We start from the raw sequence: 26,690 nt of genomic DNA, 5'->3' as shown, positions 1-26,690 counted from the left end.
CCTGAGAGGTTTTTAAAACCTCTCAGGTCTGCAATCTTATTCTACAATAGTCCTAAAAGTCAGATTCACTCTGGGTTTCTGTGTAGTTTTGGTTGGCGGTAAACGATGCAGCCAATACGTCTGTGTTTCGTCTTTCATAACCAGAAGGCTTCCATGCTCTAAAATTAAAGAAACCGTTTCCTTTGACTCTTTGTGTTTAAAGGCAAATTTCCGTTCTGCGCCAAAACTAACCGAACCAATAGCACCATTCTTTTTCAAATCTTTCTCAGCATCGCTGTGCCAGGCCATTCCTTCTTCGCCGGAATGATACAAATTGAGCAGGCAGGAGTTGAAAGTTTCCCCTGTTTTCTCTTCAATAAACGTTTTTAGTTTTACTAATTCCGGTGTCCACGGAAGTGCTTTTTTGGTAGTATTCGAATAGGTGTATTCAAATTTCTTATCGCCATACCAGGCGACTTTTCGTTTGGTCAAAATTAGTTTTCCAAAGATGACGGCTTCGTCATTTTTCCATTCAATGTTTTCCAATAAAGTATCACGATAGAAATCAGCTTCTTCTCTCGAAAACAATTTTCCGTAGTAATTTACAGTCCCATCCTGAGGAAGTAAGTTGGTGTTTTCGTCTGTATGAGGATTAAATAAGTCCATTTTTCCATTTTTGATATTCGGGTTTCATGCAATGCCCGCAAGGTCTGAAACCATTTTGTTTGGCTTCGCTTTCTGAAGAAAAGAAAACACGATTTTCCCTTTTCATTCTTTTTCCCGAAGAACATTTCAGCGTTCCGTAAATCTTTAATTTTCGGTTACCGCCGAGACAAATTTCGCCCTTTTTAATTTTACGAAGCAATTCAGAATCGATTATTTTTTGATGATTAATCATGAAGTTATAAGTTGTGTGTTGTAGAGACGCACCGCAGTGCGTCTACGCAAAGATTGATTTTTAATTTGCCACAGATTAAAAGAATTATTATGATTACAAATTTTGGTATCTGCAAGAAAAATGTCTTTCGGATTAACGTTGTGTAGACGCACTGCGGTGCGTCTCTACGGATATGCTGTGTGTTTATGACAATGCATCATGAAAAATAATTCCCAATGTAAAACGTTCGCCTGAATGTACTTCGCTCACGCCATGTTTCATATTGACTCGATAATAACCTTTTGTCCCTTTTACGGGTCTGAAATTGGTGGTAAAAACTAAAATATCTCCTTTTTTAGGTTTTAAAACAATTGCTTTTGATTGTGCTCTTGGGGTTTGCTGTGTTAAAACAAATTCGCCACCCGTAAAATCTTCATCAGGTTCAGAGAGAAAAAGCACAATCTGAATCGGAAAATAAACATCGCCATACAAATCCTGATGCAGCGTATTGTGCCCGCCTTTTCCATATTTTAAAATTAAGACCGTTGCTTTGAGCTGGTTATTGTCATGACATTGTTTCAGCAGTTCCTCATGTTTTTCAGGAAAAACGGTATTGATATTTAAAGCTTTCATCCAGGCATTTGCCACGGGAGCCAATTTTGGATAAATAGAAGTTCGAATGTTTTGTATTAAATCGGGAAGCGGATAATTGAAATATTTGTATTCGCCCAAACCAAATCTGTAACGTTCCATTACAACCGTTTTCCGATATATCATTGGATTATCGTAATCGAATTTCAGGTATTCGCATTGTTCGTTATTGAGAATATTTGGAATTATGGCGAATCCATTTTCGTGCATAGATTCGGTGATGCTTTCCCAGTTTTGGGAAGCAATTTTGGATTGTATATTTTGCATAATATTTTTTTAGAGGAATAAAAAAAATGATAAATAATTCATACCGTTTATCTGTAGTTAGACGCACCGCAGTGCGTCTAACGTCTTGTATTTATACAAAGGATTTCTTTGTCGACAATCTTTGCGTAGACGCACTGCGGTGCGTCTCTACAGATGTGACTTGTGTATAAATTATAATTGATGATTTGTTTGCGCGCCTTCCCAGCCGATAATAGCTGTTTTTCGGGTATTTCCCCACATATAACCCCCAAAAGTTCCGGAAGACTGGATAACGCGATGGCAGGGAATTAAGAAAGCAACAGGATTACTGCCAATAGCCGTTCCCACGGCTCGTGAGGCATTTGGTTTTTCGATTTGCTGTGCGATTGTTCCGTACGTCGAAAGCTGCCCCATTGGGATTTTTAATAAGGTTTCCCAAACTTTCAATTGAAAATCGGTGCCTTTTAAGTGAAGTTTTATTTCGGATAATTTACTCCAGTCATTTTGAAAAATAAACAGGGCATTTTGTTGTACTAAATCTAATTTTCTGGAGAACTCCGCATTAGGAAATTTTTCTTTCAGAGCAGAAAATCCGTTTGCTTCATCTTCGGCGAAAGCCATAAAACAAACGCCTTTTTGGGTTGAAGCCACAATAATATTCCCAAACGGACTTTCGGCAAAACTGTAATTTACCGCCAGGTTTTTTCCGCCGTTTTTATATTCCGCCGGAGTCATGCCTTCGATATTTACAAATAAATCGTGTAGCCGGCTGGTACCTGAAAGCCCGGTTTCGTATGCTGTTTCAGAAATAGTTGCCTGATTGTCTTTGAGTAATTTTTTAGCGTGTTCTAAACTCGTATACTGCAAAAATTTCTTCGGACTTGTTCCGGCCCAATCGCTAAAAAGTCTCTGAAAGTGAAACGGACTCAAATGCACTTTTTCAGCCACTTCATCCAGATTAGGCTGATCCTTAAAGTTCGCTTTGATATAATCGATGGCTTCAGCAATACGATTATAATTGATGGTTTCCTGTGTGTTCATCTTCATTCAGTTTTATAAGACAAAGATCGATTGGTTTGTGTGGGAATAAAATCCGAAACTTGCGGAAATGAATTTTTGTTTGGTTTTGTTTCAAGTTTCAGGTTTCAGGTTCCATCTAACTTGAAACCTGAAACTTGAAACAAAAAAAATTTAATGCGCCGTAGTTTTAGAAAAAACATTAATTACAACAACGCCTGCAATAATTAATGACAATCCAATAACAGCAGGTAAATCCGGTATTTCTTTAAAGAAAAGCGCACCAATTGCAGTAATTAAAACAATTCCGACTCCCGACCAAATGGCGTATGCAAATCCAACGGGAATGGTTCGAATAGCGAAACTTAAACAATAAAAAGCACCGCAATATCCAGTAACAGTTATAATGCTCGGAAGCAGTTTAGTAAATTCTTCAGACTTTTTTAATGCTGAGGTTGCGATGATTTCAAATACAATGGCAATAAATAGAAATAAGAAATTCTTCATGGTTTACTTTTTTACAAAGTTAACCTTTCCTGCTTTGTAAAATTATTTAAGCTCTTCTTTTGAAGGTGAAACACTGATTAATTTATAACCATTTTCCGTTCTTAGAAACTGAATATGATCCTGTCTGAAATCGGCTTTGTTTCCGGAATTTATAATAATACTTTTAACCGGATAAAGCCAGTCTTTGGATTCATTACAATTATTGAAATAAACATCGTATTCTTCTGTTTCAAAAATGAACTGGTTTAATCCGTCTGTGGTAACGAAATAATCTGTTTTTGGATTTTTGAGTTCTTCCAGTTTTAATTTCAGATAAATAAAATTCTGATCTATAAATTTAGTTTTAGGTTCACTTATCCAGCCGTCTAAAGCTTTGTTAAATGTGATTTTATCAAAAGAATGTTTTTCTAAACTGGCTTTAGATATATTTTTAAGAAGGGTGTTTTTGAGCCACTCTTTAAACTCTTTGTCAAAATTGATAAACGAATAATATTTTCCGTCAACACCGAGAAAATTATCTCTTATGGGATCTTTACTGGGATCTTTTGATTTTTCTACCGAATAAAAATTCAATTCATCATTGTAAGCAAAATTTTCAACTAAGATTTTATTATGAATGTCAACTAAGAATTCTTTTCCGCCCTTCCAGAAGAAATGTTCTCCATGGGTTTCTTTTTTGGCATCTTTTAGTCCGATGAACATTCCGTTTTTGACTTTGGTAAGATTGCTGTATTCCGCCGGAACAGCGATTTTACCTTCACTGTTAAACAGACCCATTTTATCGGTTTTGTGATCTGTAAACCTTATAAAACCTTCATTTTCGCAGTCCGGACCATTATCAAAAGTATATAAACTGTCGCAGCCTGTTATTTTCCCTTGTTTTGTAAGGTAGTAACTTTTCCATTTTTGATCCTTTCCTTCGGTAACAGCTATTATATCTTCAAATTTACGAGCAATGGTCATCCCTATAAATTTAGGTTCAATTTTGATACTGCCGTTTTTGTCTTTAAATCCAATCAGCGTAGTATCTTTATTCCAAAATGAAATCCAGATATCTTTATTTTGGGCAGATACTGATATTTTTAAAAAGAGAATGATGCAGAGAATACAAATACGGTTCATAAAACAGAATTTAATATGATATAATAATGCAACGTATTTTAACAGTGAATATTCTGATGTTTTGTGTTTATTTTAAAAAAAAATCAATGTCTGCGTTTATTAGGCGAAAATTTAAAGGCAAAATCCAAAGAAATGACATGCTCCAGCGGATGACCGCCTGCTGATGAATTTAGAGGAATTATACTTTGATTGTAATTTAAACCTATAAAAAATAAAGAACTAACCTGATAATAACTATTTAGTGTCACTCCTAATGCTTTATTTTTTTTGGTGACACTTGGTCTTGAAATCCCATCTTCAGATCCATAATGCTTAAACCAGGTGTTTGAAGAATAATTTAACCCGTAACCAACTGAAAAGCGATTAAGTTTATGATTGTTTGTCAGACCAAAACTAAAAGAGTACATTCTTTCATATTCATCAAAAGATTCTATTGGAAGCGGAAGAGGAGCCATAAAAGGAGTTGCTGCCCTGAAATCAAAAGCTAAATATCTGCTGTTTGTATAAAAATATTCCGCACCGGTTGAAAAACCGCCAAAACCGGTTTTGTTAACGGCAGATTCTCCGGCAGGTTCCAAATGAAAATTATTGATCCACGGAATAGCGGCCACAATATTAATTTGTCCTTTTTCAACAGGATATCTTTTTGAAAAATGATCTCTGAAACGGTCCATTTTTTTGTTTCGGTTTGTTTTTATTACCTCAGTTGTGTCCTTGAAGTTCAGCTCAATTTTATCCTGATAAGAAAATCTTTTCTGATTTGTAAAATCGGTTATATATCCTAGTGGGAAAAAATCAAGAAAAAGTAAATTTCCGTAGAGAAACTTTGCATTTATATAAGGTTTAAGAGTATAGGTTTTGGTAAGACTATCGGAAATCAACTCAACAGCTAAGTCTTTTTTGGATCGTTTAACGATTATTTCAGCAGGTAAAGTATAGAGACTATCATTGACTTTGGCCTTTGCCTTTGCAGAATTTGAAGAAATAGAAATATTTTGGGTTTTTCTATTGAAAATAGTGGCGCAGGAGCCTAACGATAAAGTAATTAAAACCAGTAATAGTCTTTTCATATAAAAAGCAGAAAGAGTTTTTAGATACCCAAATGTAAACTTATATTTAATAGGCAGGATTTTCTAACTGCATTTTTTTAGCTTCTTCAAAACAATCAGCACATAACATTTTAAAATCGGCCTGAGCTTCAAAAGCATCATTCCATTCTTCGCCGTTATCCAAAAGCCATTGTTCGCAGGCACCACACCAGGCAATTTGGGGTAAATCTTCTTCAGCTTCTGAATAGAAAAAACCGATTTTTTCTTTTGAATCTATAGCGATTGCAATATGAATACAGGAAAAAGACATCTCTTTTGAGCCATGCAGTTCACATGAAATTTTTTCAATCATAGGTAGTTTTGGGGTATTACAAAGTATTACATTACTTCAAGTAACCGGTATTTTAGTTTAGTAGTAAATTCTGTGTGCAGGCTCAGTTCTGTTTCTTTATTGTCTGCTGTAAATAATTTTGCTTCAATACCAAAACCTTCGCCAGAATCATATTTAAAGAGGCTGAAATGGCTTTTTTGGATTTTGAGTCCGGGCAGCTCTTCGGTTCCAAAATATTCGAATAATTCTTCTTTGATTTCTTGGAAAACAGCGGGACTGATTCCAAATTTTGTTTCCAGATCATGAGAATTCACAGCGGCAATATCTTCCAGTAATTCACAGTTCAGTCTGAAGGTGGTTTGTAGAATATCTTCTTCGTTCATAATGTAAAATTGACATAAAAAGAATAAAACCTCCTGCGGGATCATCTGCACGAGGCTTTAGTTTTGGTAAAAAGGTTTTTATTTTGCTTTTTGCTGCTTTTCTTCTTCTTTTTTCTTTTTCTCCGCTTCTTTAAGTCTGTTTTCTTCTTCGTGTTTTTTGGTCAGTTCTTCTTTTTCGGCTTTATAAGTCTCTATTTGTTTCTTAAAGTCATCGGTTTTTTTAGAACTTTCTTCCAGTTTTGCATTGGCTTTATTTAATTTTTTTTCGGCCTTTGTAACTTTCTGTTCTGATTTTTCGATGTTTTTTTGAAGATCAGGGTTATCCGGATTGTTTTTTAGATTGTTTAGTTCGTCCTGTTTTGTTTTCAGATCAGCGTTAAGTTTCTCTGTTTTTTCTTCCAGTTTCTTTTTGTTTTTTTCTTCTTTGGCTAATCTGCTTTCAGAAGCTTCAATTTTATTGGTTTGGTTCATCATTGATCTCATCTGCCATTGCTGATTTGATCTGGCACGTTCGCTGGCCCATTTCTGGTTTTGATTGTTCATCTGCTGATGCATGCTTCTGACCTGCTGCATATGCATTTGCTGGTTATAGACTTGTGCCGAACCCAAAAAAGGCAGTGACATTAAAAACACTACAATAAAAAGGTTTTTCATAATTAGGATGTAAGTTTTGTTTTGGTACCCAAATGTAGGATTATATTTTAAATGGTGTGAGATTCTAATAGTAATTAAGAAGGGAAATTAAAAAAGAAAACCCGACAGTTTTTTAAAACTGTCGGGTTTGAATATGTTTTTAGATAATCTAAAATCTAAACTCAGAAATCTAAAATTAGATTAATATCTGTAGTATTCCGGTTTGAATGGCCCCTGAACTTCAACACCAATATAAGCAGCCTGATCTTCTCTTAGAACTTCCAATTCAACGCCTAATTTAGCTAAGTGTAAAGCAGCCACTTTTTCATCTAAATGTTTTGGTAACATGTACACTTCGTTTTTGTAAGCGGCACTGTTGTTCCATAATTCGATTTGAGCTAAAGTCTGGTTGGTAAATGAGTTACTCATTACAAAACTTGGGTGACCTGTAGCACAGCCAAGGTTTACTAAACGACCTTCAGCCAGGATGATGATATCTTTTCCGTTGATGTTGTATTTGTCAACCTGAGGTTTGATTTCGATTTTAGAAGCACCGTGGTTTTTGTTTAACCAGGCCATGTCGATTTCGTTATCGAAGTGTCCGATGTTACAAACAACCGTTTTGTCTTTCATTTGTTCGAAGTGCTCTCCAAGAACGATATCTTTGTTTCCTGTAGTGGTAATGATGATATCAGCATTAGCAATTACAGTGTTTAATTTTTTAACTTCATAACCGTCCATTGCAGCTTGTAAAGCACAAATTGGATCGATTTCAGTAACTGTTACGATAGAACCAGCACCTCTGAAAGAAGCTGCAGTTCCTTTTCCAACGTCACCGTATCCGCAGACTACTACTCTTTTTCCAGCTAACATTAAGTCAGTTGCACGACGTACAGCATCTACAGCAGATTCTTTACATCCGTATTTGTTATCAAATTTAGATTTAGTAACAGAATCGTTAATGTTGATTGCAGGCATTGGTAAAGTTCCGGCTTTTACTCTTTCGTAAAGTCTGTGAACACCAGTTGTAGTTTCTTCAGAAAGACCTTTGATTCCAGGAACTAATTCCGGGTAACGATCGATAACCATGTTTGTTAAATCTCCACCGTCATCTAAGATCATGTTCAATGGTTTTCTGTCTTCACCAAAGAATAAAGTCTGCTCAATACACCAGTCAAATGATTCTTCGTCAAGACCTTTCCAGGCGTAAACAGAAATTCCGGCAGCAGCAATAGCAGCAGCAGCCTGATCCTGAGTAGAGAAAATGTTACAAGAAGACCAGGTAACCTCTGCACCAAGAGCAATTAAAGTCTCAATCAAAACAGCAGTTTGAATAGTCATGTGTAAACATCCGGCAATACGGGCACCTTTTAATGGCTGCTCGTCTTTATATTCTGCGCGAAGTGCCATTAAACCTGGCATTTCAGCTTCAGCTAGTTCAATTTCTTTTCTTCCCCAGGCAGCCAGAGAAATGTCTTTTACTTTATAAGCCACATAAGGCGTAGTCGTTGTACTCATTTATAGTATATTTGTATTGTAAAATTTTTGCAAATTTAAGGAATAGCTTTTTATTTTTACTACTTTCTGTAAGATTTGTGAAATCTTTAAAATCTTAATCTATAGATTGTTAGTTTACGAATCGATTTAAACCGGATAAGACATATCAGTTCATTTAAAAAAGATTCTTAAATAATTACCTTTGCTGTGAATTACTTATATTTACTAATGTACTTTTTTGACCCTGCAGTTATATTTTCTTAGATGACTTATATGGTTAGAAAAATAAGAACCATAAAGAATAATACGAATGCCTCTATTTCAAACCATACAATTCAACGAAACAACTAGAATCTTAATTTGGGAAATAACAGAATCCTTTGAGGAATTGTATAGCAGTGTTATCTTAAAAGAAAAGACACAACGAAGACTGGACGGAATGAAATCGCAAATGCATCAGCGTGCTTTTTTAAGTGTTCGTATGCTGATTCAGGAAATGGGTTTTACAGATAAAGACCTGCATTATGATGAATTTGGAAAACCTTATTTTGATTGTCATAACTACATTTCGATAACTCATTCGTATCATTTTGCAGCGATTATTATAAGTCATGAAAAAGTGGGAATCGATATGGAACTGCAGCGCGAAAAAATTCTCCGCATTGCAGATAAATTCACTGATACCGAGTTTGACTATTTAAATCCCAATGCTTTAGAAGAATACATTAAAAAACTTACCGTTATCTGGGGAGCCAAAGAGGCGATCTTTAAAATCAGGAATGAGAAAGGGATAAGTTTTAAAGATCATATTAAAGTTGGGGACTTTTCTTTAGATAGAACCCAAACGCAGGCAAGTCTTCATTTTGATGATCTTATCAAAGATTTCAGTGTGCATTATCAGGAAATCAAATCAGATCATTTTGAGGGTAATTTTACTTTGGTTTATGCTTTTGAAAAGTAGTTTTTAGCAGACAGTCTCAGTGACAGTTTTAAACCTCACTTTCTTTTTGCCGGTGTTTAAACATGCTCATGTACAAAAATGTACTCATTTTGCTGGCACGTCGTTTTAAAGTTTCTACGTTTTCGCCTTCAAAATGTTCGTCCAGTGTCTGAGACCAGTGATTGAGCCAGATTCCAAATTCGTTTGCCGTAATTTTTTCATTAAAATGGGCATCAACTTCATTGTGCACCTCATGCGGATTACCTTTGTATTTTTTTACCGCAAATAAATTGGTCTGCCAAAAATCCGTCAGCTTTTCAAGATGTGCCTCCCAATCGGTTATCATTTCATTAAAATAAAAGCCGATTTCTTTGTCGGCTCTTATTTTAGCATAGAACTGATTGACCAGAAAGGCAATATCATCTCTGTTTTCTATTTGCTTTTTCACAGAATAAAAGTGTTTAAAAGAATAAGCGCTACACTTAAAAAAGCACTAAGAAGCAAAAGGTTAAAAACAACTTTGTGTTTCATTTGCGCCAGAATTGAAGTGTTTACAAAGATACAGGCCAGTACAATAACAGCAAGTTGTATCATTTGAGGGATTGAAGTTCCGTTAGCCAGCACATACATGGCAGCAGCACCGCCTAAACAGCTTTGTCCAATTACTGCCATTGCAGCAGAACCCATATAATTTTTATTGAAAATGTCGAATGTGGTTTGATATAGTGTCATGATATTCAGATTTTTATATGACAAAGATACGCCCGCAATACGACTGCATTTTATGATTAAAATCATAAAACAAGAACTATTTTATCGGTATACTTTTCGGTTAATAATCTTCAGTTCGCCTTTTTTTTCCAGAGCTTTTATGGTTCTGATAACCGTTTCTACCCGTAAACCTGTTAAGTCGCCTATCTGTTGTCTGGTAAAATTGATTAAATACCCGTGAGGTTCTTTTTGAAAATTAAAATAAGCAATTCCGTGATCGATTAATTTTAAAACACGATGTTCCGGTTCATGGGTAGAAATCTCGGCTGCCATAACAGATTTATAATACAATCGCTGGGCAAGGTTTTCGATTATTTTTATACTGATAACCGGATTTTCTTCCAGAAGTTTCATGAAACCGGGTTTAGAAAGCAGCAGGAGTTCAGAATCTTCAACCGCAATAGCATTGGCGGGATACTTTTGGTTCAGAAATAGAGGCGGTTCTCCAAAAGACTGATCTTTATAGAATATACCCTGAATAAATTCACGTCCGTCATCATTGTAATTGCACATTTTAATTTCACCTGAAACAATCTGATAATAATGTGCCGGCAGGTTTCCCTCTTCAAAAACAATGTCATTTTTGGCAAAGGATTTTTTTAAGGCACCGTATTTTTCTAGTAATTCAGATGTAATCATATATTAGTTTTCGGAGATTGTTAATACAGACTTTACAAAGATAATTGATTCATAATAGTTCTTCTACGTTAAAAACTTTTTACTTTTACAGCCATTATGGAACAAAAAATACGTACCACAATCCATCAGCAGATTTTAGAAGCAAAAAAGAAGGATCAGAAGCTATTGGCTATACTTTTAGACCCCGATAAAATTGTCATGGAGAATCTGGATCATTTATCAGATAAAATAAATCAGTCTCCTGCGACACATATATTTGTAGGCGGAAGCATCGTTCAGAGTACCATTCTCGAAGATTTGATTACCCGGTTAAAATATAAAACAAACCTGCCTGTTGTGTTATTTCCGGGAGACCCTTCACAGATTTCACCACAGGCCGATGCTATTTTGTTTTTATCGTTATTGTCCGGCCGAAATCCCGATTATTTAATAGAATATCAGGTGCAGGCTGCTCCAATTTTAAAAAAGACAAATCTTGAAGTTGTTTCTACAGGTTATATTTTGATTGAAAGCGGTAACGAGACAGCCGTTGCCCGTGTTAGTAAAACCGAACCGCTTAACCGCAATAATCTTAATCTGGCACTTGCTACGGCACAGGCTGGTGAAATGTTAGGAAACAAACTGATTTATTTAGAAGCCGGAAGCGGTGCTAAAAATCCGGTTCCGCTTGAAATGATTTCACTGATAGCCCAAAACATAGAAATTCCTGTTATTGTTGGAGGAGGAATCGTAGATTTGCAGGGAATTAAAAATGCGTATAATGCCGGCGCCGATTTAGTAGTAATTGGAACTGCTTTTGAAAATGACAGCCATTTTTTTGATTCCTAAAAATTAACCGCCTTTAAAATACCACTAAAAATGATTGACTTTTTTCTGAACAGTTATAAAAATGCACCGCTATGGCACATCATTCTGGAATTTTTGGTCTTTGTATGCGGCATTTTAAGTGTCTGGTTTGCTAAGAAAGAAAACATCTGGGTATATCCGACAGGTTTGATTGCTACCGTAATATCGGTTTATCTTTTGTATGTGGCAGGTTATATTGGCGATATGATTATTAATGGCTATTTCTCCATTATGAGCATTTATGGCTGGTATGTCTGGGCAAAAGGAGGAACAGTAGAAGATAACCTTCCCATTACCAGAACAAATTTTAATGAAAAAATAATTGGTGCGGCATTGTTTTTCGTAACCATTTTCGTAGTTTTCGGGATTTATAAGTATTTCGGTTATGAAATACATAATGACAATTATGTTGATATGATATCATCCGGTATTTTTTTCGCAGGTATGTGGTATATGGCGCGTAAAAAAATTGAAAACTGGACCCTTTGGATTATCGGCGATATTATCGTAGTGCCGCTTTATGCTTACAGAGGCTTAGGGATGCTGTCACTTCAGTATTTAATTTTTACAATTTTGGCTATTTCAGCTTATTTAGAATGGAGAAAAATCTTAGACAGCAAAAAACAACTATCATAAAAATTGCTTTATTTGGGCCTGAAAGCACAGGTAAAACAACCTTGGCAAAACAATTGGCAGATTATTACGAAACAGACTGGGTTCCGGAATTTGCACGCCATTACCTGCAGGAAAAATGGGAAGAAAATCAGCATATCTGTACAGCCGATGATATGATGCCTATTGCTTACGGACAGACTGCACTTGAAAACGAAAAACTTGCAGCAGCAAAAAAATACTTGTTTTGCGATACCAATTTAATGGTAACTAAAGTTTTCTCTGAAGTATATTACGGTTTTAGTGATCCGTTTTTACATGAGGCGGCTCTGGAACATGAATATGATTTGTTTTTCCTTACGGATATTGATGTTCCCTGGGAGAAAGATGACATTCGTGACACTCCGGAAGGAAGAGAAACCGTGTTTTCAGTTTTCAAACAGACTTTAATTGATACTAAAAAACCTTTTATAACGCTTTCTGGAGATAAAGAAAGCCGTTTGACCAAGGCTGTACAAATTGTAGACGCTTTAAATGCCTTAAAAGAAAAAGGGCTGTCATCTGAAGATTTTGTAGAAATATACAATCATGGAATTCCTTTCGAAAATATTCTAAAGCAGCTGGATATTTTTAAAAACGGAATAGCCAAAAGCAGTTTAATAAGCCCGGCAACAGTCGATAACGGGATTTTAAGTTTGTCGGAAAGCGATTTTGAAGAAAAAGCGGCCTTTTTTGAAAGTCAGAAAGAAGAATTGAAAATTAAAAAATTCGTTCCGGCTTCTGGCGCTGCAACTCGTATGTTCAAATTTCTGACTGCCTTTATAAATGATTTTGATATTCAGAAAGAAACTATAAATGCCTACATCAATAGAAAGAAAGAAAAAGAACTGGCCATTTTTATTGTTGGAATGGAGAAGTTTCCTTTTTTTGATGCTGTAGATAAAAAACTAAGAGAAATCTACCCTGATTTTGAGAATCTGGAAAGAGATTATAAAAACTATTATTTCATAGAACTGCTGCTGCGTTCCGATTACTTTCATTCGGCCAATAAACCAAAAGCAATCCTGCCTTTTCATAAATATCCAACTCATATTGCCAATCCTATTGAGGAGCATTTAAATGAATGTGTACATTATGCCACGGCAAAAAAATCATCAAACCTGCATTTTACCGTTTCAGAAATCCATCAGGAGTTATTTGAAAAAGCAGTAGATGAGGTTAAGGAAAAAGTAGAAAAACCTTCAGGAGTTACAATTAATATTGGGTATTCGTATCAAAATAAAAGTACAGATTCCATTAACGTAGATGAAACAAATAAGATTGTCAGGGATAAAAGTGGAAATCTGGTTTTCAGACCAGGCGGACACGGTGCTTTAATCGAGAACCTGAACAACCTGGACTCGGACATTATTTTTATTAAAAATATTGATAATGTAATTCAAAATCATATTGACAAGATTACTTTGTATAAAAAAGCACTGGGAGGTGTTTTAATAGCTTTACAGCAAAAAGTATTTGGTTATTTGAAAGCAATTGAAGAAAATAAAGTAACCGAAAATGACCTTGCTGAAATTGTAGAGATTGTAACACAACAACTGAACATTCAACTGACGAAAGATTTTAATAAGTTTACTTTTGAGAATAAACTAACAAAAATCAGGGAGTTGTTAGACCGTCCGATACGGGTATGCGGAATGGTTCGAAATGAAGGAGAACCGGGCGGCGGACCATTTTGGGTAATGAATGAAAAAGGAGAAGTTTCGCTGCAGATAGTAGAATCGTCACAGATTGATTTGACCAACAAAAAACAACTCGAAATTTTAGAAGCCGCAACCCATTTTAATCCGGTAGATTTAGTATGCGGGATTAAAAATTATAAAGGCGAAAAATTCGATTTAAAGCAGTTTGTTGACGAAAAATCCGGTTTTATAGTAGAGAAAAGTGTCGACGGAAAACCGGTAAAAAGCTATGAACTTCCAGGCTTATGGAATGGTTCGATGGCCAATTGGCTGACTGTTTTTGCGGCTGTTCCTTTAATTACTTTTAATCCGGTAAAAACAGTAAACGATTTATTAAAACCGGCGCACCAGCCCCAATAATGGATAACGATAAAATCATATCAGAATTAGGTTTTAAAGCCGTTCGAAGCAGCGGTTCCGGAGGGCAGAATGTGAACAAAGTCTCGTCAAAAGTAGTACTGACTTTTGATTTGGAAGTTTCACAGGCTTTATCTGAAGATGAAAAAATACTTTTAAAACAAAACATAGCAGCCCGTTTAACTTCTGATAACATTTTGATCCTAAATTGCGATGAAGACCGGAGCCAGCTCAAGAATAAAGAAATTGTTACGAAACGGTTTTTGGAAATCATCAGAAAAGGGCTGTATGTGCCCAAAGTAAGAAAAGCTACAAAAGTTCCGAAAGCGGTAATTAAAAAAAGGATCAAAGACAAAAAGAATCTGTCTGATCTGAAGCGGTCACGCAGAAAACCTGATTTTTAGTATTAAGACTACAGAATTAAGTATTAAGAAATTTCAAAAAACTAAAAAACTAAATACTTAATACATTTATCTTAATACTTTTCTATATTTGCACTGTCTCAAAGGGGTGCTCTAAATAACGAGCTGAGATCATACCCAAAGAACCTGAGCGAGTAATGTTGCTAAGGGAAAAACGACACTGTCGAGCGTGCACACTTTATTTTGTCGTGAAACACATTTATTAATTTTAACAAAAGAATAATTCCCCCTTTTATTCGTAATTCTTTACGAATGAAAACTTATTTTAAAGGTACTGTTCAAGGTACAAAGGTACTGAGGTACAAAGGTTCAGAGGTTTATAATGTAAGCCGAAGCAGATCTATTTTCTTTACTCTATTCTCTATTTTCTTTACTCTTATTTCTTCTGCGCAACAGCAAGATTCAACCAAAGTAAACCAGCTGGATGATGTACTGGTTTCTGCGGTTCGTGTTACTTCAAAAACTCCGGTTACGTTTAGTAATATGAATAAAAAGGAGATCAAATACCGAAACCTGGGACAGGATATTCCGGTTTTAATGAATTACCTGCCATCTGTTGTCACCACTTCCGATGCCGGAGGAGGAATAGGATATACCGGAATCAGGGTGAGAGGAAGCGATGCTACAAGGGTAAATGTTACCATAAACGGAATTCCGTATAATGATGCGGAAAGTCAGGGCACTTTTTGGGTAAATATGCCCGATTTTGCTTCTTCTGTAGAAAGTCTGCAGCTGCAGCGCGGGGTAGGGACTTCTACAAATGGTTCCGGAGCTTTTGGTGCCAGTTTAAATATGCTGACAGATAGTTATGCGTCTAAACCAACAGGTGAAATTTCCAGTTCTTACGGAAGTTTTAACTCTAATAAGAATACCGTAAAATTCAGTACCGGTTTATTAAACGATCATTTTGAACTTGCAGGACGTTTGTCTACTATCAAATCTGATGGTTATGTAGACCGGGCGAGTTCAGACTTAAAGTCTTATTTTCTGCAGGGAACTTATGTAGGGAAAACCACTTTAATTAAAGCACTGGTTTTTGGCGGAACCGAAAAAACATACCAATCCTGGAACGGAATAGACGGAGAAACCTTAAACGAAAACCGCACTTATAATTCTGCCGGAAAGTATAAAGACGAATTTGGAAATACACGTTTCTATGATAATGAAACGGACAATTACCAACAAGATCATTATCAGCTGCACTGGAGTGAATCATGGTCGGACAAATGGAGTACTAATGTGGCTTTGCACTATACAAAAGGACTGGGTTACTACGAAAATTATAAATACGATGAACCAATTGAAGGTTATGGGCCAATTGAGCCTACAAAAATGGTCGAGAATGATTCGGGGGAATTAGTACCTGGGACAGATCTGATTCGTCAGAAATGGTTAGACAATGATTTCTACGGAACTACTTTTTCGGTAAAGTATAAAGAAGAAAAACTGGACGCTATTTTTGGCGGAGGCTGGAATAAATACGAAGGAGATCATTATGGAAAAGTAATCTGGGCAAGATATGCTTCAGAATCGGAATTAGGAGATCATTATTATGATGATTTCTCTACTAAAACTGACGGGAATGTTTTCGCGAAAGTCAATTATCAGTTAGCCGAAAAAATAAGCTTTTATGGAGATCTGCAATACCGAAGAGTACAATACAAAGCCAATAGTTATGATACAGGTCTGGTAGATGATACGTTTAATTTCTTTAATCCAAAAGCAGGAGTAAACTTTGAGATCAATGAACAAAACACGATTTACTTTTCATACGCAAGAGCGAACCGCGAACCTAACAGAACCGATTATGAAGGCGGAAACGTAAAACCTGAAAAACTGAATGATTTTGAATTAGGCTGGAGATTTAATTCAGAGAAATTCCAGCTGAATTCTAACTTTTATTGTATGAGCTATAAAGACCAGCTGATTTTAACCGGAAGATTAGATGATGTTGGGGCTCCAATTCGTTCCAATACAGATAAAAGCTATCGTTTAGGATTTGAGTTTGATGCGACAATTTCGCTTTCGGAGAAATTGATTATCCGTCCTAATTTTACTTTAAGCAGTAATAAAAATGTAGACCTGGCCGTGGGGGGAGAATTTTACGGAACTACCAAAATTGCCTATTCACCTGAAGTTATCGCAGGAAATATAATAGTGTACAGTCCAATTCAGAACCTGCATGTCTCTTTATTGCAAAAATATGTAGGGGAACAGTATATGAATAATATAGAATTGCCCGAAGCGAAGCTGGCCGATTATTTTGTAAACGATTTGAATGTTTCTTATGAAATAAAACCAAAATCAATCTTTAAATCGATTATGATTACCGGTTTGGTAAATAATATTTTAGACAAGAAATATGTTTCAAACGGAGCTATGTGGGATATTTATCCGTACTATTATCCGCAGGCCGGAATTAATTTCCTTGCCGGACTGACATTGAAGTTCTAAATAAAAAAGCCTGAAAGTTTAAATTTTCAGGCTTTTTTTATTTTAATTGTAAACACGAATCACGGTTCCGCTTACCTGAACTTTATATTGTTTTAAAGGATATTCTTTGTCTCCAAGACCTGTAAATAAACTGTACGAAGTTTTGTCACAGGAACAAACGGCATTGATTCCGTCTATGGTCATAGCGCTGCACGAACTGATTTCCTGATTAGGACAGGCTGCATCGAAGGCATTGTATCCGCTTCCGGCGTTAAAAATAATAATTCCTTTCGCTCCGTAGTTAGGAACAATTACAGCATTACTTACAAATTTAAGGTTGGAATAAGCCGGCAGGTTCATGTCTACAGACAGGTTTACGTTGTAATTGGGTATGTAAGGATTATTGTTGCTACGTTCACCGCCGCCGCATGAGAAAAGCACAGAAACAATCAGAAGTAAGGGCCAGATTTTTTTCATTATTTTAATAAGAATTAGTGAAACAAAAATAATTTATTTAGATTTGAATTTTATATGATTAACATATAATTATGTACTATTAAAAATAATAGTATATTTGTAATACAAAATCCCGTCCCGATGGGATTTTTTCTATTTATATAAACGATGAAGTTATGAGTAAAGTATCTTATTATACCGCTGATGGTTTAAAAAAGTTAAAAGATGAATTGGAGCATTTAAAGAGTGTAATGCGTCCTAAGGCATCTCAAGATATAGCAGACGCAAGAGATAAAGGCGATTTATCTGAAAATGCCGAATATGATGCTGCAAAAGAAGCGCAGGGTTTATTAGAAATGAGAATTGCTAAACTTGAAGAAGTATACGCAAATGCCAGATTAATTGACGAATCTCAATTAGACCTTTCTAAAGTTTTGGTTCTTTCTAATGTAAAAATTAAAAACCAGAGCAACGGAATGGAAATGAAATATACGCTTGTTGCAGAAAGTGAGGCCGATCTGAAAACAGGAAAAATTTCGGTAACGTCTCCTATCGGAAAAGGGTTACTTGGAAAATCTGTAGGCGAAATTGCCGAAATCACAGTGCCAAACGGTACTTTGAAATTTGAAATTCTTGAAATTACAAGAGAATAAATTTTCTATAGTTTAATCGGTTAATTGCTTAACCGTTAAATCGATTAAACGGTTAAACAAATAAACGAATAAATCATGAGTTCCATATTTACTAAAATAGTAAACGGAGAAATTCCGGCTTATAAAATCGCTGAAGACGAGAATTTCTTAGCTTTCTTAGATGTTAACCCAAATGCTAAAGGACATACACTTTGTATTCCGAAACAAGAAATCGATAAGATTTTTGATATGGAAGAAGAACAGTATTTAGGGTTAATGAAGTTCTCTAAAAAAATTGCAGCAGCTCTGGAAAAGACCGTTCCGTGCAAAAGAATCGGTATTGCCGTTGTAGGACTGGAAGTTCCTCATGCGCACGTACACCTGATTCCGTTAAATGAAATGGACGAAATGCGTTTTCAGAACAAAGTATCACTTTCAAAAGAAGAATTTGAAGCATTGGCCAAAGACATTCAGTCCAATCTTTAAAATAAAGCAATAATACAGTAAACACCAATTCCCAAAAGAGTTGGTGTTTTTTTATGTGCGTGATTTAAACAGGTTCGTTTATTTTATAACTAATCTGGAAAGTAGTTCCTTTGCCTATTTCAGAATGAAGTACTTTGATCTTTCCGTTATGATATTCTTCCACAATTCTTTTGGTTAAGGAAAGACCCAGTCCCCAGCCGCGTTTTTTAGTTGTAAATCCGGGTTCGAAAATAGTTTTGAATTGCTTTTTTAAAATACCGCTTCCGGAGTCTTTTACATTTATTTTAACCTGATGCGAATCCTGTTCAATCTGAAGTTCCAGACTTCCTTTTCCTTTCATAGCATCAATAGCATTTTTAACCAGGTTTTCAATAGTCCAGCTGTGCAGTGTGGGATTGATCAGGGCATAAATAAGGTTTTCAGGAACTTTATAGGTAAAACTCACCTGTTTGGAAAAACGGGATTGTAAATATTCAAAAGTATATAAAGTTTCGGCTACAATATCGCGGGGTTCTAAAACGGGAACAGAGCCAATTTTAGAAAAACGATCCGTAATAGTCTGTAAACGTTCTACATCTTTTTCAATTTCCAAAGTAATAGACTGGTCGATCTCTTCTGTTTTTAAAATTTCAATCCAGCCAATTAAAGAGGACAATGGTGTACCAATCTGATGGGCTGTTTCTTTGGCCATTCCTGCCCATAATTTGTTTTGGGTTGCAATTTTCGTGCTTTTGTAAAAATTGTAAACCAGGGCACCGCATAAAAAAATGATGAGCAATAAAGCAACCGGATAGTATTTCAGTTTGTTCAGTAAAGCCGAATTTCCGTAATAGATCTGCTGGAATTTTCCCGGTGCATATTCAATTATAACAGGATCATTTTCATTTTTCAGATTATTAAGAAATGACAGGGATTCTTTTGGGTCGTTTATAACATGATCCGGAACGTTAACCGAATTAATAATTTTGTCATACATCACCAGCATTACCGGGACAGAAGTATTATTGTTTAAAATTTCAAGGGGTAAATCCAGATCAGTATTTTCATCAGAATTGATCACTTTTTTCTGCGCATTGGCCCAAAGGTTCATTTTTAAACGTTCCTCATTTTTAAATATCTGGAAAAAGGTATAAGTGTTCCACAAAATCAAAGCAATGATGGAAAAGGAAACAAAAATGATGATCCAGCGGGTTGTATTTCTACTTTCGGAAAAGCGCATAAACTAAGTTTTGAGGTATAAATATAACGAAATAAACACATTTTATATTTTACAGGGCCTTAAAAGATTTTTGTCTGAATCTTTTAAAACTATTTCTTCTAATTGAAGGTTTTCTATACTTTTGTATGACCGGAATGAGGTTCGGTTAAACCAAAAAAATATGATTAGCATCGATCCAAAAGAGATACCAACGGCACAGTTACAAGGGTATCTCCAAAGTGCAGTAGGTCCAAGACCGATTGCTTTTGCAAGTACCATCAGCGAGAAGGGAATACCAAATTTGTCGCCTTTTAGTTTCTTTAATGTATTTAGTGCTAATCCGCCCATTTTGGTTTTTTCACCTTCAAGGCGTGTGCGGGACAATACGGTCAAACACACCTTAATTAACGCAGAAGCTACCAAAGAGGTAGTGATAAATGTGGTTAATTATGATCTGGTACAGCAGACTTCGTTAGCGAGTACAGAATATGGTGAAGGTGTAAATGAATTTGTAAAAGCCGGTTTAACACAAATACCGTCTGATTTCGTAAAGCCGTATAGGGTGAAAGAATCACCGGTACAATTTGAATGTAAGATTACGCAGATTATTCCGTTAGGAACTGAAGGAGGAGCCGGGAACCTGATTTTATGTGAAGTAGTGAAAATTCATATCCACGAATCGGTTTTGGATAAAAACGGAGCTATTGACCAGCATAAGATAGATTTGGTTTCGAGACTGGGCGGAAACTGGTATTCAAGATCCAATCAGGGACTTTTTGAAGTCGCAAAACCACTCACAACTCTGGGCGTCGGAGTAGATGCAATTCCTAATTTTGTTAAGGAAAGCGCTGTGTTTGACGGGAATGATCTCGGAAAATTAGGTAACATTGAAGCCTTGCCTACAAAAGAAGAAGTTAGTATATTTGTGAAAGAAAATTTTTCCGTAAAAGGAGTTTTAAGCTCAGATGATCAGGAAAAAATTCATTTAGAAGCCAAAAAATATCTGGATAAAGAAGATGTTGCTTCAGCCTGGAAAGTGCTTTTAGCCAAAAGATAAGTAAGAAACAATAAATAATTATAGACGAAGATGGAAGTTATAGGAAAAGTAAAAGTGGTTAATCCTGAGCAGCAAGTTAGTGCTTCATTCAAAAAAAGAGAATTAGTAGTTACTACAGATGAGCAGTATCCGCAGCACATTTTAATCGAATTTACACAAGATAAATGCGATTTATTAAGCAGCTATAAGCAAGGAGAGGCAGTAAAAGTTTCTATCAATTTAAGAGGAAGAGAATGGGTTAATCCACAAGGAGAAACCAGATATTTCAATAGTATTCAGGGCTGGAGAATTGAAAGATTAGCAGCAGAAGCACCTGCACAGTCACCTGCGATGCCAAGTGCAGAGACCTTTGCTCCGGCAGCCAGTTTAAACGAAGACGAACCAGACGATTTACCGTTCTAAGAGAGGTTTAAATTCCAATAAATGTTAAATTCCAAATTCCAATTCATTCAGTTGAATTTGGAATTTGGAATTTTGCTTTTTGAGCTTTTACAAAATCTCAGGATTGTGAAAAACTGGAATTTGAAATTTCGTTTTTGTAATTTTTCAAAATTGAATATTTTAAAAGATGTATTTTTTATTTGATAATTTATATTTTCCTCCTGTTACAGAAGCTGACGAAGAAGGGATATTGGCAGTGGGTGGTGATTTAAGCCCGGAACGATTAAAGCTTGCTTATAAAAGAGGTATTTTTCCCTGGTTCAATGAAGGGGAATCTATTCTTTGGTGGGCTCCGGATCCTCGTATGGTTTTGTTTCTCGATGAACTGAATATTTCCAAAAGCATGCGTAACATTTTGAACCGCAATATTTTTACCGTTACCTTTAATACCCGTTTTAGAGAAGTAATTTTAAACTGCCAGCAGATATTAAGAGACGGTCAGGACGGAACCTGGATTTCAGATGAAATAGTAGAATCGTATTGCGAACTGCATAATCAGGGAATTGCAAAATCGGTTGAGGTCTGGCAGGAAGATGTTTTGGTAGGAGGTTTGTACGGAATTGACCTAGGCCATATTTTTTGTGGTGAAAGTATGTTTTCTAAAGTGTCCAATGCTTCAAAAGTAGGTTTTATATCTTTGGTAAATCATCTAAGAAAAGAAAACTATAAATTACTCGACTGCCAGGTTTATAACCCGCATTTAGACAGTTTGGGCTGTCGTGAAATTGACCGCGAAGAGTTTATGACTATTTTAAACAGTAAATAAGATGAGTACGATTCATGTTGTAACAGAAATTTATATTTATCCAATTAAAAGCCTTGCCGGAATTAGTATTCAATCCGCCAAGGCGGAAGAAATGGGATTTGAAAACGACCGCAGATGGATGTTGATTGATGCTGAAAATCAAATGCTGACACAGAGAGAACATCGTATCATGAGTCAGTTTTATCCGCAGATTTCAGAGGGGAAAATCAGTATTACTTTTCAGGATCAAAAGCATGAATTTTCTATTGATGAATCTTTAGAAAATACCATCGAAGTAAATGTCTGGGATGATAAAAGCGAAGTGGCTGAGGTAAATCCGGAAACTTCAAAATGGTTCAGCCGGCATTTGGGGTTTGAATGTAAATTGGTCAAAATACTTAAAAACGGAGCTCGTAAACATGAAAGTTCCAGATTAAAGGAGACTTTTAATGTGAGTCTGGCAGATGGTTATCCGTATTTATTAATCGGAACAGAAAGCCTTGATCTCTTAAATGGAAAATTAGAAGAGAAAATCACCGTCAAAAGATTTCGTCCCAACATTGTCGTAAGTACCAAAAACGCTCACGAAGAAGACGATTTTACAGCTTTCAAAATAGGAGGAGTTCAGTTTCGAAATATAAAACCCTGCGAAAGATGTATTATGGTTAACAATGACCCGGAAAACGGACGTCTAAAAAAAGAACCTTTAAAGACATTAAGCACTTATAGAAACGTTAATAACTCCGTTTTATTTGGGACTAATATTGTGAGTTTAAATTCCGGAATTATTAACGTTGGAGATGAATTCATCTTTTAAAAAAAATGACCTAATTGGTTTTTGTTAAAAGCAGTGAAACATTGTTGAAATCATACAAAGCATCCACAAGATCTCTGTATTCATTGTATTTTTCCTTTTCTAAGTAAGTAAAATTATAGGATTCTTCAACGGCTATTTTGACTATATTTCCTTCAACCACGGCACTTGATTTAAATACCCCGATAACCTCATTATTATCATTTTTAATTTGTTTGCTGAAAGCCAGATTAGAAACGTTTTTAACGTCATAGCCTGCCGGAATTGTTAAATTAATGTGGTTTATGTTTTTCTTTGGATACGACAATACAACAGGATTTATTCTGGTGGTTTCCTGATGTAAACTTTTTTGTTTTCCCAACACTTTTCCAATAGCTATCAGATTGTTTTTACCGGCATTTTCGATCCATGATTCTTTAACTTTTATTTCACTGTTGATAATAAAAGGCTTTTCAGGTTCATAATTGTTTTTGTATTCTTTGTTTTCAAAAACATATTTTTGAAGTTCAGCATCTACTTCGCTAAATGTGTTGTTTTTAACAAAATCATTTATTTTTTCCTGTGAGATATGCTTTACGGCATATCTGAAGTAAGCAGCAAGATATCCTGTATAAGTACTTTTTTTATTGACTAGAACGGTTTCCATATCCTCGTCAATTGTGATGTCGCTGGTGGCTTCTGTAACGTTGTCATCCATTAGAACATTTTCGATCTTTTTAAATTCGTAGGTAACCTGCTGACGTGGTTCCTGATCAAAGTAAACAGCTTCATTGTTTACAGCAGCAGCATTGGGCTGGCCATAAGGCATCCAGTAGAGAAAAGGAGAAAGGTATTTTTTGGTTTCAGGAATATAGATTAAAAGTTCTGATAAAGCTTCGGGAATAACATTTTTGCTGTCAAATTTATCATCAAATTTATCTGTAGAAGCTGTAAACTGATATTTAATTTTAAGATAATCCAGTACGTCTTTATAAAAGTATAAAACCATTCTGGGAGTCATTTTTTTGGTTTCGATTACTTTTTTGTAACTATATTGCTTATCTATTTCTATATTTTCTTTCAAAAATATATCCATGATTTTTATTTTTTCATCTGTACTAAGTGCAGGGTCATTAAGCTTAAAATCTGCAATAAAGCCTTTAATCATGGATTTGGCATTAACACCATCAGCAAAACTGTAAAGAGAATTGTAGAAGTTTACATAATCATAATTTCGGGCGGTATCAACAAAGTAGTACACCTTTGCCAGATTTGCCAGATTTGCAGCATTTCTTTCAAACTTATAGGCCGGTAAATTTTTAGCCGTATAAATAGTAATATCGCCGGCACTTTCATTAATCATTCCGTTATAAGCCGCTGTATAAGTTCTGGCTTGTGGAATTTTATTGATTTGAAATTTAGCGTCAAGTACCGGAATATCTCTTTGGAAATATTCTGAACCGTTAAAATCCGGATAGTCTTTAATCACATAAAAATACTCGATAATATCTCCTTTTTCAACCCCTTCAAAAACGAATTGTTTTTCACTGGTTCCTTCTTTCTCGATAATTTTTTCTTTAGGAAGCTCTTCAATTTTCCCGTCAGGTTTAATTACACGAACTCTCAGATCCCTGTAATCCCTTACATAACGGTTGTTTATGGCTACTTTATTATATTCGTTGATTCCTGCTTCAGATAAAATTTTTATAGCCTGATGTTTTACGATAAAAGCTTTATAAGTGTAGCTTCCCACTCTGTTTTCAAAAAGTCTGTAGTCTTTTAATACAACAGCCGGATAAGTGCTGAATTCAGCCGGAATTTCTTTGAATTTGGGTGTTTCATCCCATGTATAGTTTTTTACCTCTTCTTTCTGTGAGAAAGCAAACTGATTGAGTAAAAGGATTGTAAATAAAATTAGTTTTTTCATTTTTTGGCAAGGATAATATTTTGATTGTATTGTTTTGTAATATTTTTGATTGCAGTATTCCAGATTTCAAAATTGGCTTTTTCGACTAATAATACATTCATGGCCATTTTTTGCTCTATAATGATAGTGTTATTAACTTTTTTGTAGCTGATAGAGGCCTGAAAAAAGTCATTGCTGAAATTAAAGTTTTCAGGAAGAAAATCTACAGCATATCCTTCAGGAACTGAAAATTCATATTCAAAGAAGAATGATTTCTTAAAATCGTTTTCTAAAGGTGTTTTTCTTTTTTCGGTATTAATTCTTGCATCAGAATAAGGAAAAAATAAAATAGGTTTAAATAGTAACTGATTGTCTGTTTGTTTAACCCATTTGTTTAGTTCAAACTGGTATTGAATGTCAAGAGGATTTTGCGATAAGTCATCATTTGTAATCGCTGCATCAGATGTTTGTATGTTCTGAATGAAACGGGCGAAGTAATCTCTTAACATTTCATTTTTGTCAGCGGTTGATTTATAGACACTGAGAAACTGTGTTTTTAGAAATCCGTTTAAATTAAAATCAGCTTGTCCTGTTAAAGAATTGGAGTTAAATTTTATTTTGATTCTGCCGTTTGTTTTGTTTTGATCAGAAGAAATAACGGGAACCCTGATTAGTCTGTATTCTTCGTTATTTACTTTTACCAGAGCTTCTTTTCCTTGTATAAAAGAGGTTGCATTTGGAAAAAGGGAATACTGGCCTGTGGCATCCAGAAAAACATCCTGATTGTTAATTCTGGCAATAGTAATCATGTGATTGTCTACAATCGGACTCGGAACATTCTCATAAGTATAATTATTATGACGAGTTCCAATCCACGCAATATTAGATTCGATACCTGCATAATGCAGCATTTCGTTCAGTAAGTTAGCCATGTCTTTACAGTCTCCGTATTTTTTTTGCAATACAGAGGCCGCTTCTCTCGGAATATATCCGCCCATTCCGTCTTCAAAAGCAACATAATTTATTTTACTTTGAACATAATCAAAAAGAGCTTTGGCTTTTTCAGAGTCTGTTTTAAGGCCGGTAACAAGCTCCGTGGTTTTTTCTTTTACCAGAGTTTGATCCTGCTTGTTAATATCTTTAATGGTTTCAGCATAAAAATGATAAAGATTGTCCAGAGTTCCAACGACATTTTGTGTTCCTGAAGCATTTTTATAGTTTTTAATATAAAAAATAACATGCGGACTATAATAAGAAAAATGAGGAGCATTATTTTCCTTTTCTTCTTTTTCTGTATTTAACATCTGCCATGAGTAAATCGTGAAATTTCCTTCGGTTTCCTTTTTAAACTCAATCGTTTCATTGCTGGTATTTCCCTGAATCACATAGCCGATTTCTATATCTTTTGAAACTTTCAGTACAATTTGAGATGATTTACACTCCAGATAATCTTTAAAATAGTAACTGTCTAAAAACTGAGGTTTTTTATATTCTTTTTTGTAGAAAGAATAAGTTTGAGAACCTTCTTCAAGATTTAAGAAGGTGTAATATTTGAATTTCATATCATGAACAAATATTTCACCTATATCACGGTTTTCGGTTCCTATATATCCTATTTTTTGTTTTTTACCTCCCGGTGCAATACTATAGGCTTCAATATCATACACTTTTTCAAAAGCATCTGAGTAGGTGATCCGGTTTGCTGAAACAGATTTGTCATCTTTATCGCCAATCCATTTTTTTTCTGTTGAAGAAAGAATAACTGAAGGGAAATTATTTTTTACAGTAATTTCATAAAGATCTTTCTTTTCGGTGATATACGATTTTTGCTTTGTACTCTGAGCAGTACCCGCAGTATAAACCAGAAGGAAAAGAAGAAATAGGGAACGAAAAATTTTAATCATTTAAGAATATAATTTGCAACT

30 protein-coding genes are annotated in these 26,690 nt (G+C 35.2%); 12 read left to right on the top strand and 18 right to left on the bottom strand.

The window, feature by feature from the left end; translation table 11 throughout:
* Positions 1-36 precede the first annotated feature (36 nt).
* The 11 genes from ACODST_RS00300 to ahcY all read right to left on the bottom strand — a co-directional run bounded on the left by ACODST_RS00300 (position 37) and on the right by ahcY (position 8,313).
* Positions 37-645, bottom strand: coding sequence for an alpha-ketoglutarate-dependent dioxygenase AlkB family protein (locus tag ACODST_RS00300; protein WP_488930122.1), 609 nt, complete (start codon positions 643-645; stop codon positions 37-39).
* Positions 632-877, bottom strand: coding sequence for an Ada metal-binding domain-containing protein (locus ACODST_RS00295; RefSeq protein WP_488930121.1), 246 nt, complete (start codon positions 875-877; stop codon positions 632-634). The genes ACODST_RS00300 and ACODST_RS00295 overlap by 14 nt, the downstream gene beginning before the upstream one ends.
* A gap of 183 nt (positions 878-1,060) precedes the next feature.
* On the bottom strand, positions 1,061-1,774 hold the full coding sequence (locus ACODST_RS00290) for a 2OG-Fe(II) oxygenase (RefSeq protein ID WP_488930120.1): 714 nt from the start codon (positions 1,772-1,774) through the stop codon (positions 1,061-1,063).
* Between the two features lie 171 nt (positions 1,775-1,945).
* Complete coding sequence (locus ACODST_RS00285) at positions 1,946-2,794, bottom strand: bifunctional helix-turn-helix domain-containing protein/methylated-DNA--[protein]-cysteine S-methyltransferase (protein ID WP_488930119.1); 849 nt, start codon at positions 2,792-2,794, stop codon at positions 1,946-1,948.
* A gap of 150 nt (positions 2,795-2,944) precedes the next feature.
* Entirely contained in the window at positions 2,945-3,277 is a 333-nt protein-coding gene (locus ACODST_RS00280) for a DMT family transporter (protein ID WP_488930118.1), read from the bottom strand.
* A gap of 42 nt (positions 3,278-3,319) precedes the next feature.
* A complete protein-coding gene (locus tag ACODST_RS00275; protein WP_488930117.1) occupies positions 3,320-4,399 on the bottom strand; it encodes a hypothetical protein in 1,080 nt (359 codons plus the stop codon).
* Between the two features lie 83 nt (positions 4,400-4,482).
* Positions 4,483-5,469, bottom strand: a complete 987-nt coding sequence (locus ACODST_RS00270; RefSeq protein WP_488930116.1) for a hypothetical protein — start codon at positions 5,467-5,469, stop codon at positions 4,483-4,485.
* Positions 5,470-5,515: 46 nt separating this feature from the next.
* Positions 5,516-5,800, bottom strand: coding sequence for a hypothetical protein (locus ACODST_RS00265; protein WP_488930115.1), 285 nt, complete (start codon positions 5,798-5,800; stop codon positions 5,516-5,518).
* A 26-nt stretch (positions 5,801-5,826) separates the two neighbouring features.
* Positions 5,827-6,162, bottom strand: coding sequence for a hypothetical protein (locus tag ACODST_RS00260; RefSeq protein WP_488930114.1), 336 nt, complete (start codon positions 6,160-6,162; stop codon positions 5,827-5,829).
* Between the two features lie 78 nt (positions 6,163-6,240).
* Complete coding sequence (locus tag ACODST_RS00255; RefSeq protein ID WP_488930113.1) at positions 6,241-6,816, bottom strand: hypothetical protein; 576 nt, start codon at positions 6,814-6,816, stop codon at positions 6,241-6,243.
* A 180-nt stretch (positions 6,817-6,996) separates the two neighbouring features.
* Positions 6,997-8,313 (bottom strand): adenosylhomocysteinase, encoded by a 1,317-nt coding sequence (ahcY, locus tag ACODST_RS00250; protein ID WP_091493592.1) that lies wholly within the window; start codon positions 8,311-8,313, stop codon positions 6,997-6,999.
* A 289-nt stretch (positions 8,314-8,602) separates the two neighbouring features.
* Between ahcY and ACODST_RS00245 the strand changes: the two genes are divergently transcribed.
* Entirely contained in the window at positions 8,603-9,253 is a 651-nt protein-coding gene (locus ACODST_RS00245; RefSeq protein WP_488930112.1) for a 4'-phosphopantetheinyl transferase family protein, read from the top strand.
* Between the two features lie 28 nt (positions 9,254-9,281).
* Here the strand turns inward: ACODST_RS00245 and ACODST_RS00240 are convergent, their stop codons facing one another.
* The 3 genes from ACODST_RS00240 to ACODST_RS00230 all read right to left on the bottom strand — a co-directional run bounded on the left by ACODST_RS00240 (position 9,282) and on the right by ACODST_RS00230 (position 10,642).
* Positions 9,282-9,680: a group III truncated hemoglobin gene (locus tag ACODST_RS00240; protein WP_488930111.1), complete on the bottom strand. Its 399-nt coding sequence runs from the start codon at positions 9,678-9,680 to the stop codon at positions 9,282-9,284.
* Positions 9,677-9,964, bottom strand: coding sequence for a hypothetical protein (locus tag ACODST_RS00235; RefSeq protein WP_488930110.1), 288 nt, complete (start codon positions 9,962-9,964; stop codon positions 9,677-9,679). The genes ACODST_RS00240 and ACODST_RS00235 overlap by 4 nt, the downstream gene beginning before the upstream one ends.
* 81 nt (positions 9,965-10,045) lie before the next feature.
* A complete protein-coding gene (locus ACODST_RS00230; RefSeq protein WP_488930109.1) occupies positions 10,046-10,642 on the bottom strand; it encodes a Crp/Fnr family transcriptional regulator in 597 nt (198 codons plus the stop codon).
* Between the two features lie 96 nt (positions 10,643-10,738).
* Here ACODST_RS00230 and ACODST_RS00225 point away from each other — a divergent pair, with 96 nt between their 5' ends.
* From ACODST_RS00225 to ACODST_RS00205, 5 genes are all read left to right on the top strand, one after another.
* Positions 10,739-11,470 (top strand): phosphoglycerol geranylgeranyltransferase, encoded by a 732-nt coding sequence (locus tag ACODST_RS00225; protein ID WP_488930108.1) that lies wholly within the window; start codon positions 10,739-10,741, stop codon positions 11,468-11,470.
* A gap of 30 nt (positions 11,471-11,500) precedes the next feature.
* Entirely contained in the window at positions 11,501-12,124 is a 624-nt protein-coding gene (pnuC, locus tag ACODST_RS00220; RefSeq protein ID WP_488930107.1) for a nicotinamide riboside transporter PnuC, read from the top strand.
* A complete protein-coding gene (locus tag ACODST_RS00215; RefSeq protein WP_488930106.1) occupies positions 12,085-14,199 on the top strand; it encodes a DUF4301 family protein in 2,115 nt (704 codons plus the stop codon). The genes pnuC and ACODST_RS00215 overlap by 40 nt, the downstream gene beginning before the upstream one ends.
* The gene (arfB, locus tag ACODST_RS00210; RefSeq protein WP_488930105.1) at positions 14,199-14,600 is read left to right on the top strand and encodes an alternative ribosome rescue aminoacyl-tRNA hydrolase ArfB; all 402 of its coding nucleotides are present in this window, start codon (positions 14,199-14,201) and stop codon (positions 14,598-14,600) included. The genes ACODST_RS00215 and arfB overlap by 1 nt, the downstream gene beginning before the upstream one ends.
* Before the next feature lie 270 nt (positions 14,601-14,870).
* Complete coding sequence (locus ACODST_RS00205) at positions 14,871-17,072, top strand: TonB-dependent receptor (protein WP_488930104.1); 2,202 nt, start codon at positions 14,871-14,873, stop codon at positions 17,070-17,072.
* Between the two features lie 42 nt (positions 17,073-17,114).
* Here the strand turns inward: ACODST_RS00205 and ACODST_RS00200 are convergent, their stop codons facing one another.
* On the bottom strand, positions 17,115-17,528 hold the full coding sequence (locus tag ACODST_RS00200; protein ID WP_488930103.1) for a Rieske (2Fe-2S) protein: 414 nt from the start codon (positions 17,526-17,528) through the stop codon (positions 17,115-17,117).
* Between the two features lie 155 nt (positions 17,529-17,683).
* Here ACODST_RS00200 and greA point away from each other — a divergent pair, with 155 nt between their 5' ends.
* Both greA and ACODST_RS00190 read left to right on the top strand, forming a co-directional pair.
* Entirely contained in the window at positions 17,684-18,160 is a 477-nt protein-coding gene (gene greA, locus ACODST_RS00195) for a transcription elongation factor GreA (protein WP_488930102.1), read from the top strand.
* Positions 18,161-18,235: 75 nt separating this feature from the next.
* Positions 18,236-18,625 carry an HIT family protein gene (locus tag ACODST_RS00190; protein WP_488930101.1) on the top strand — a complete coding sequence of 130 codons (390 nt, stop codon included), beginning with the start codon at positions 18,236-18,238 and terminating at the stop codon, positions 18,623-18,625.
* A 64-nt stretch (positions 18,626-18,689) separates the two neighbouring features.
* Here ACODST_RS00190 and ACODST_RS00185 read toward each other — a convergent pair whose 3' ends face one another.
* The gene (locus tag ACODST_RS00185) at positions 18,690-19,844 is read right to left on the bottom strand and encodes a sensor histidine kinase (RefSeq protein ID WP_488930100.1); all 1,155 of its coding nucleotides are present in this window, start codon (positions 19,842-19,844) and stop codon (positions 18,690-18,692) included.
* Positions 19,845-20,004: 160 nt separating this feature from the next.
* Between ACODST_RS00185 and ACODST_RS00180 the strand changes: the two genes are divergently transcribed.
* From ACODST_RS00180 to ACODST_RS00165, 4 genes are all read left to right on the top strand, one after another.
* Positions 20,005-20,880 (top strand): flavin reductase family protein, encoded by an 876-nt coding sequence (locus tag ACODST_RS00180; RefSeq protein ID WP_488930099.1) that lies wholly within the window; start codon positions 20,005-20,007, stop codon positions 20,878-20,880.
* Positions 20,881-20,910: 30 nt separating this feature from the next.
* A complete protein-coding gene (locus ACODST_RS00175; RefSeq protein WP_488930098.1) occupies positions 20,911-21,282 on the top strand; it encodes a DUF3127 domain-containing protein in 372 nt (123 codons plus the stop codon).
* A gap of 166 nt (positions 21,283-21,448) precedes the next feature.
* Positions 21,449-22,087 (top strand): leucyl/phenylalanyl-tRNA--protein transferase, encoded by a 639-nt coding sequence (aat, locus tag ACODST_RS00170; protein ID WP_488930097.1) that lies wholly within the window; start codon positions 21,449-21,451, stop codon positions 22,085-22,087.
* 1 nt (position 22,088) lies between these two features.
* The gene (locus ACODST_RS00165; RefSeq protein ID WP_488930096.1) at positions 22,089-22,883 is read left to right on the top strand and encodes an MOSC domain-containing protein; all 795 of its coding nucleotides are present in this window, start codon (positions 22,089-22,091) and stop codon (positions 22,881-22,883) included.
* A gap of 10 nt (positions 22,884-22,893) precedes the next feature.
* On the opposite strand, the gene ACODST_RS00160 is transcribed toward ACODST_RS00165, so the two are convergent.
* On the bottom strand, positions 22,894-24,786 hold the full coding sequence (locus tag ACODST_RS00160) for a DUF3857 domain-containing protein (protein ID WP_488930095.1): 1,893 nt from the start codon (positions 24,784-24,786) through the stop codon (positions 22,894-22,896).
* The gene (locus ACODST_RS00155) at positions 24,783-26,669 is read right to left on the bottom strand and encodes a DUF3858 domain-containing protein (protein ID WP_488930094.1); all 1,887 of its coding nucleotides are present in this window, start codon (positions 26,667-26,669) and stop codon (positions 24,783-24,785) included. The genes ACODST_RS00160 and ACODST_RS00155 overlap by 4 nt, the downstream gene beginning before the upstream one ends.
* Positions 26,670-26,690: the final 21 nt, after the last annotated feature.

The organism is Flavobacterium sp. FG19, from assembly GCF_057809475.1.
Note: the sequence above shows the minus strand (reverse complement) of the source record. Positions and strands in the feature narration are given on the sequence as shown.

Excerpts from the sequence above, each read along its gene's own strand:
- ACODST_RS00300 (WP_488930122.1), bottom strand. The coding sequence starts at position 645 with ATGGACTTATTTAATCCTCATACAGACGAAAACACCAACTTACTTCCT.
- ACODST_RS00295 (WP_488930121.1), bottom strand. The coding sequence starts at position 877 with ATGATTAATCATCAAAAAATAATCGATTCTGAATTGCTTCGTAAAATT.
- ACODST_RS00290 (WP_488930120.1), bottom strand. The coding sequence starts at position 1,774 with ATGCAAAATATACAATCCAAAATTGCTTCCCAAAACTGGGAAAGCATC.
- ACODST_RS00285 (WP_488930119.1), bottom strand. The coding sequence starts at position 2,794 with ATGAACACACAGGAAACCATCAATTATAATCGTATTGCTGAAGCCATC.
- ACODST_RS00280 (WP_488930118.1), bottom strand. The coding sequence starts at position 3,277 with ATGAAGAATTTCTTATTTCTATTTATTGCCATTGTATTTGAAATCATC.
- ACODST_RS00275 (WP_488930117.1), bottom strand. The coding sequence starts at position 4,399 with ATGAACCGTATTTGTATTCTCTGCATCATTCTCTTTTTAAAAATATCA.
- ACODST_RS00270 (WP_488930116.1), bottom strand. The coding sequence starts at position 5,469 with ATGAAAAGACTATTACTGGTTTTAATTACTTTATCGTTAGGCTCCTGC.
- ACODST_RS00265 (WP_488930115.1), bottom strand. The coding sequence starts at position 5,800 with ATGATTGAAAAAATTTCATGTGAACTGCATGGCTCAAAAGAGATGTCT.
- ACODST_RS00260 (WP_488930114.1), bottom strand. The coding sequence starts at position 6,162 with ATGAACGAAGAAGATATTCTACAAACCACCTTCAGACTGAACTGTGAA.
- ACODST_RS00255 (WP_488930113.1), bottom strand. The coding sequence starts at position 6,816 with ATGAAAAACCTTTTTATTGTAGTGTTTTTAATGTCACTGCCTTTTTTG.
- ahcY (WP_091493592.1), bottom strand. The coding sequence starts at position 8,313 with ATGAGTACAACGACTACGCCTTATGTGGCTTATAAAGTAAAAGACATT.
- ACODST_RS00245 (WP_488930112.1), top strand. The coding sequence starts at position 8,603 with ATGCCTCTATTTCAAACCATACAATTCAACGAAACAACTAGAATCTTA.
- ACODST_RS00235 (WP_488930110.1), bottom strand. The coding sequence starts at position 9,964 with ATGACACTATATCAAACCACATTCGACATTTTCAATAAAAATTATATG.
- ACODST_RS00230 (WP_488930109.1), bottom strand. The coding sequence starts at position 10,642 with ATGATTACATCTGAATTACTAGAAAAATACGGTGCCTTAAAAAAATCC.
- ACODST_RS00225 (WP_488930108.1), top strand. The coding sequence starts at position 10,739 with ATGGAACAAAAAATACGTACCACAATCCATCAGCAGATTTTAGAAGCA.
- pnuC (WP_488930107.1), top strand. The coding sequence starts at position 11,501 with ATGATTGACTTTTTTCTGAACAGTTATAAAAATGCACCGCTATGGCAC.
- ACODST_RS00215 (WP_488930106.1), top strand. The coding sequence starts at position 12,085 with ATGGAGAAAAATCTTAGACAGCAAAAAACAACTATCATAAAAATTGCT.
- arfB (WP_488930105.1), top strand. The coding sequence starts at position 14,199 with ATGGATAACGATAAAATCATATCAGAATTAGGTTTTAAAGCCGTTCGA.
- ACODST_RS00205 (WP_488930104.1), top strand. The coding sequence starts at position 14,871 with ATGAAAACTTATTTTAAAGGTACTGTTCAAGGTACAAAGGTACTGAGG.
- ACODST_RS00200 (WP_488930103.1), bottom strand. The coding sequence starts at position 17,528 with ATGAAAAAAATCTGGCCCTTACTTCTGATTGTTTCTGTGCTTTTCTCA.
- greA (WP_488930102.1), top strand. The coding sequence starts at position 17,684 with ATGAGTAAAGTATCTTATTATACCGCTGATGGTTTAAAAAAGTTAAAA.
- ACODST_RS00190 (WP_488930101.1), top strand. The coding sequence starts at position 18,236 with ATGAGTTCCATATTTACTAAAATAGTAAACGGAGAAATTCCGGCTTAT.
- ACODST_RS00185 (WP_488930100.1), bottom strand. The coding sequence starts at position 19,844 with ATGCGCTTTTCCGAAAGTAGAAATACAACCCGCTGGATCATCATTTTT.
- ACODST_RS00180 (WP_488930099.1), top strand. The coding sequence starts at position 20,005 with ATGATTAGCATCGATCCAAAAGAGATACCAACGGCACAGTTACAAGGG.
- ACODST_RS00175 (WP_488930098.1), top strand. The coding sequence starts at position 20,911 with ATGGAAGTTATAGGAAAAGTAAAAGTGGTTAATCCTGAGCAGCAAGTT.
- aat (WP_488930097.1), top strand. The coding sequence starts at position 21,449 with ATGTATTTTTTATTTGATAATTTATATTTTCCTCCTGTTACAGAAGCT.
- ACODST_RS00165 (WP_488930096.1), top strand. The coding sequence starts at position 22,089 with ATGAGTACGATTCATGTTGTAACAGAAATTTATATTTATCCAATTAAA.
- ACODST_RS00160 (WP_488930095.1), bottom strand. The coding sequence starts at position 24,786 with ATGAAAAAACTAATTTTATTTACAATCCTTTTACTCAATCAGTTTGCT.
- ACODST_RS00155 (WP_488930094.1), bottom strand. The coding sequence starts at position 26,669 with ATGATTAAAATTTTTCGTTCCCTATTTCTTCTTTTCCTTCTGGTTTAT.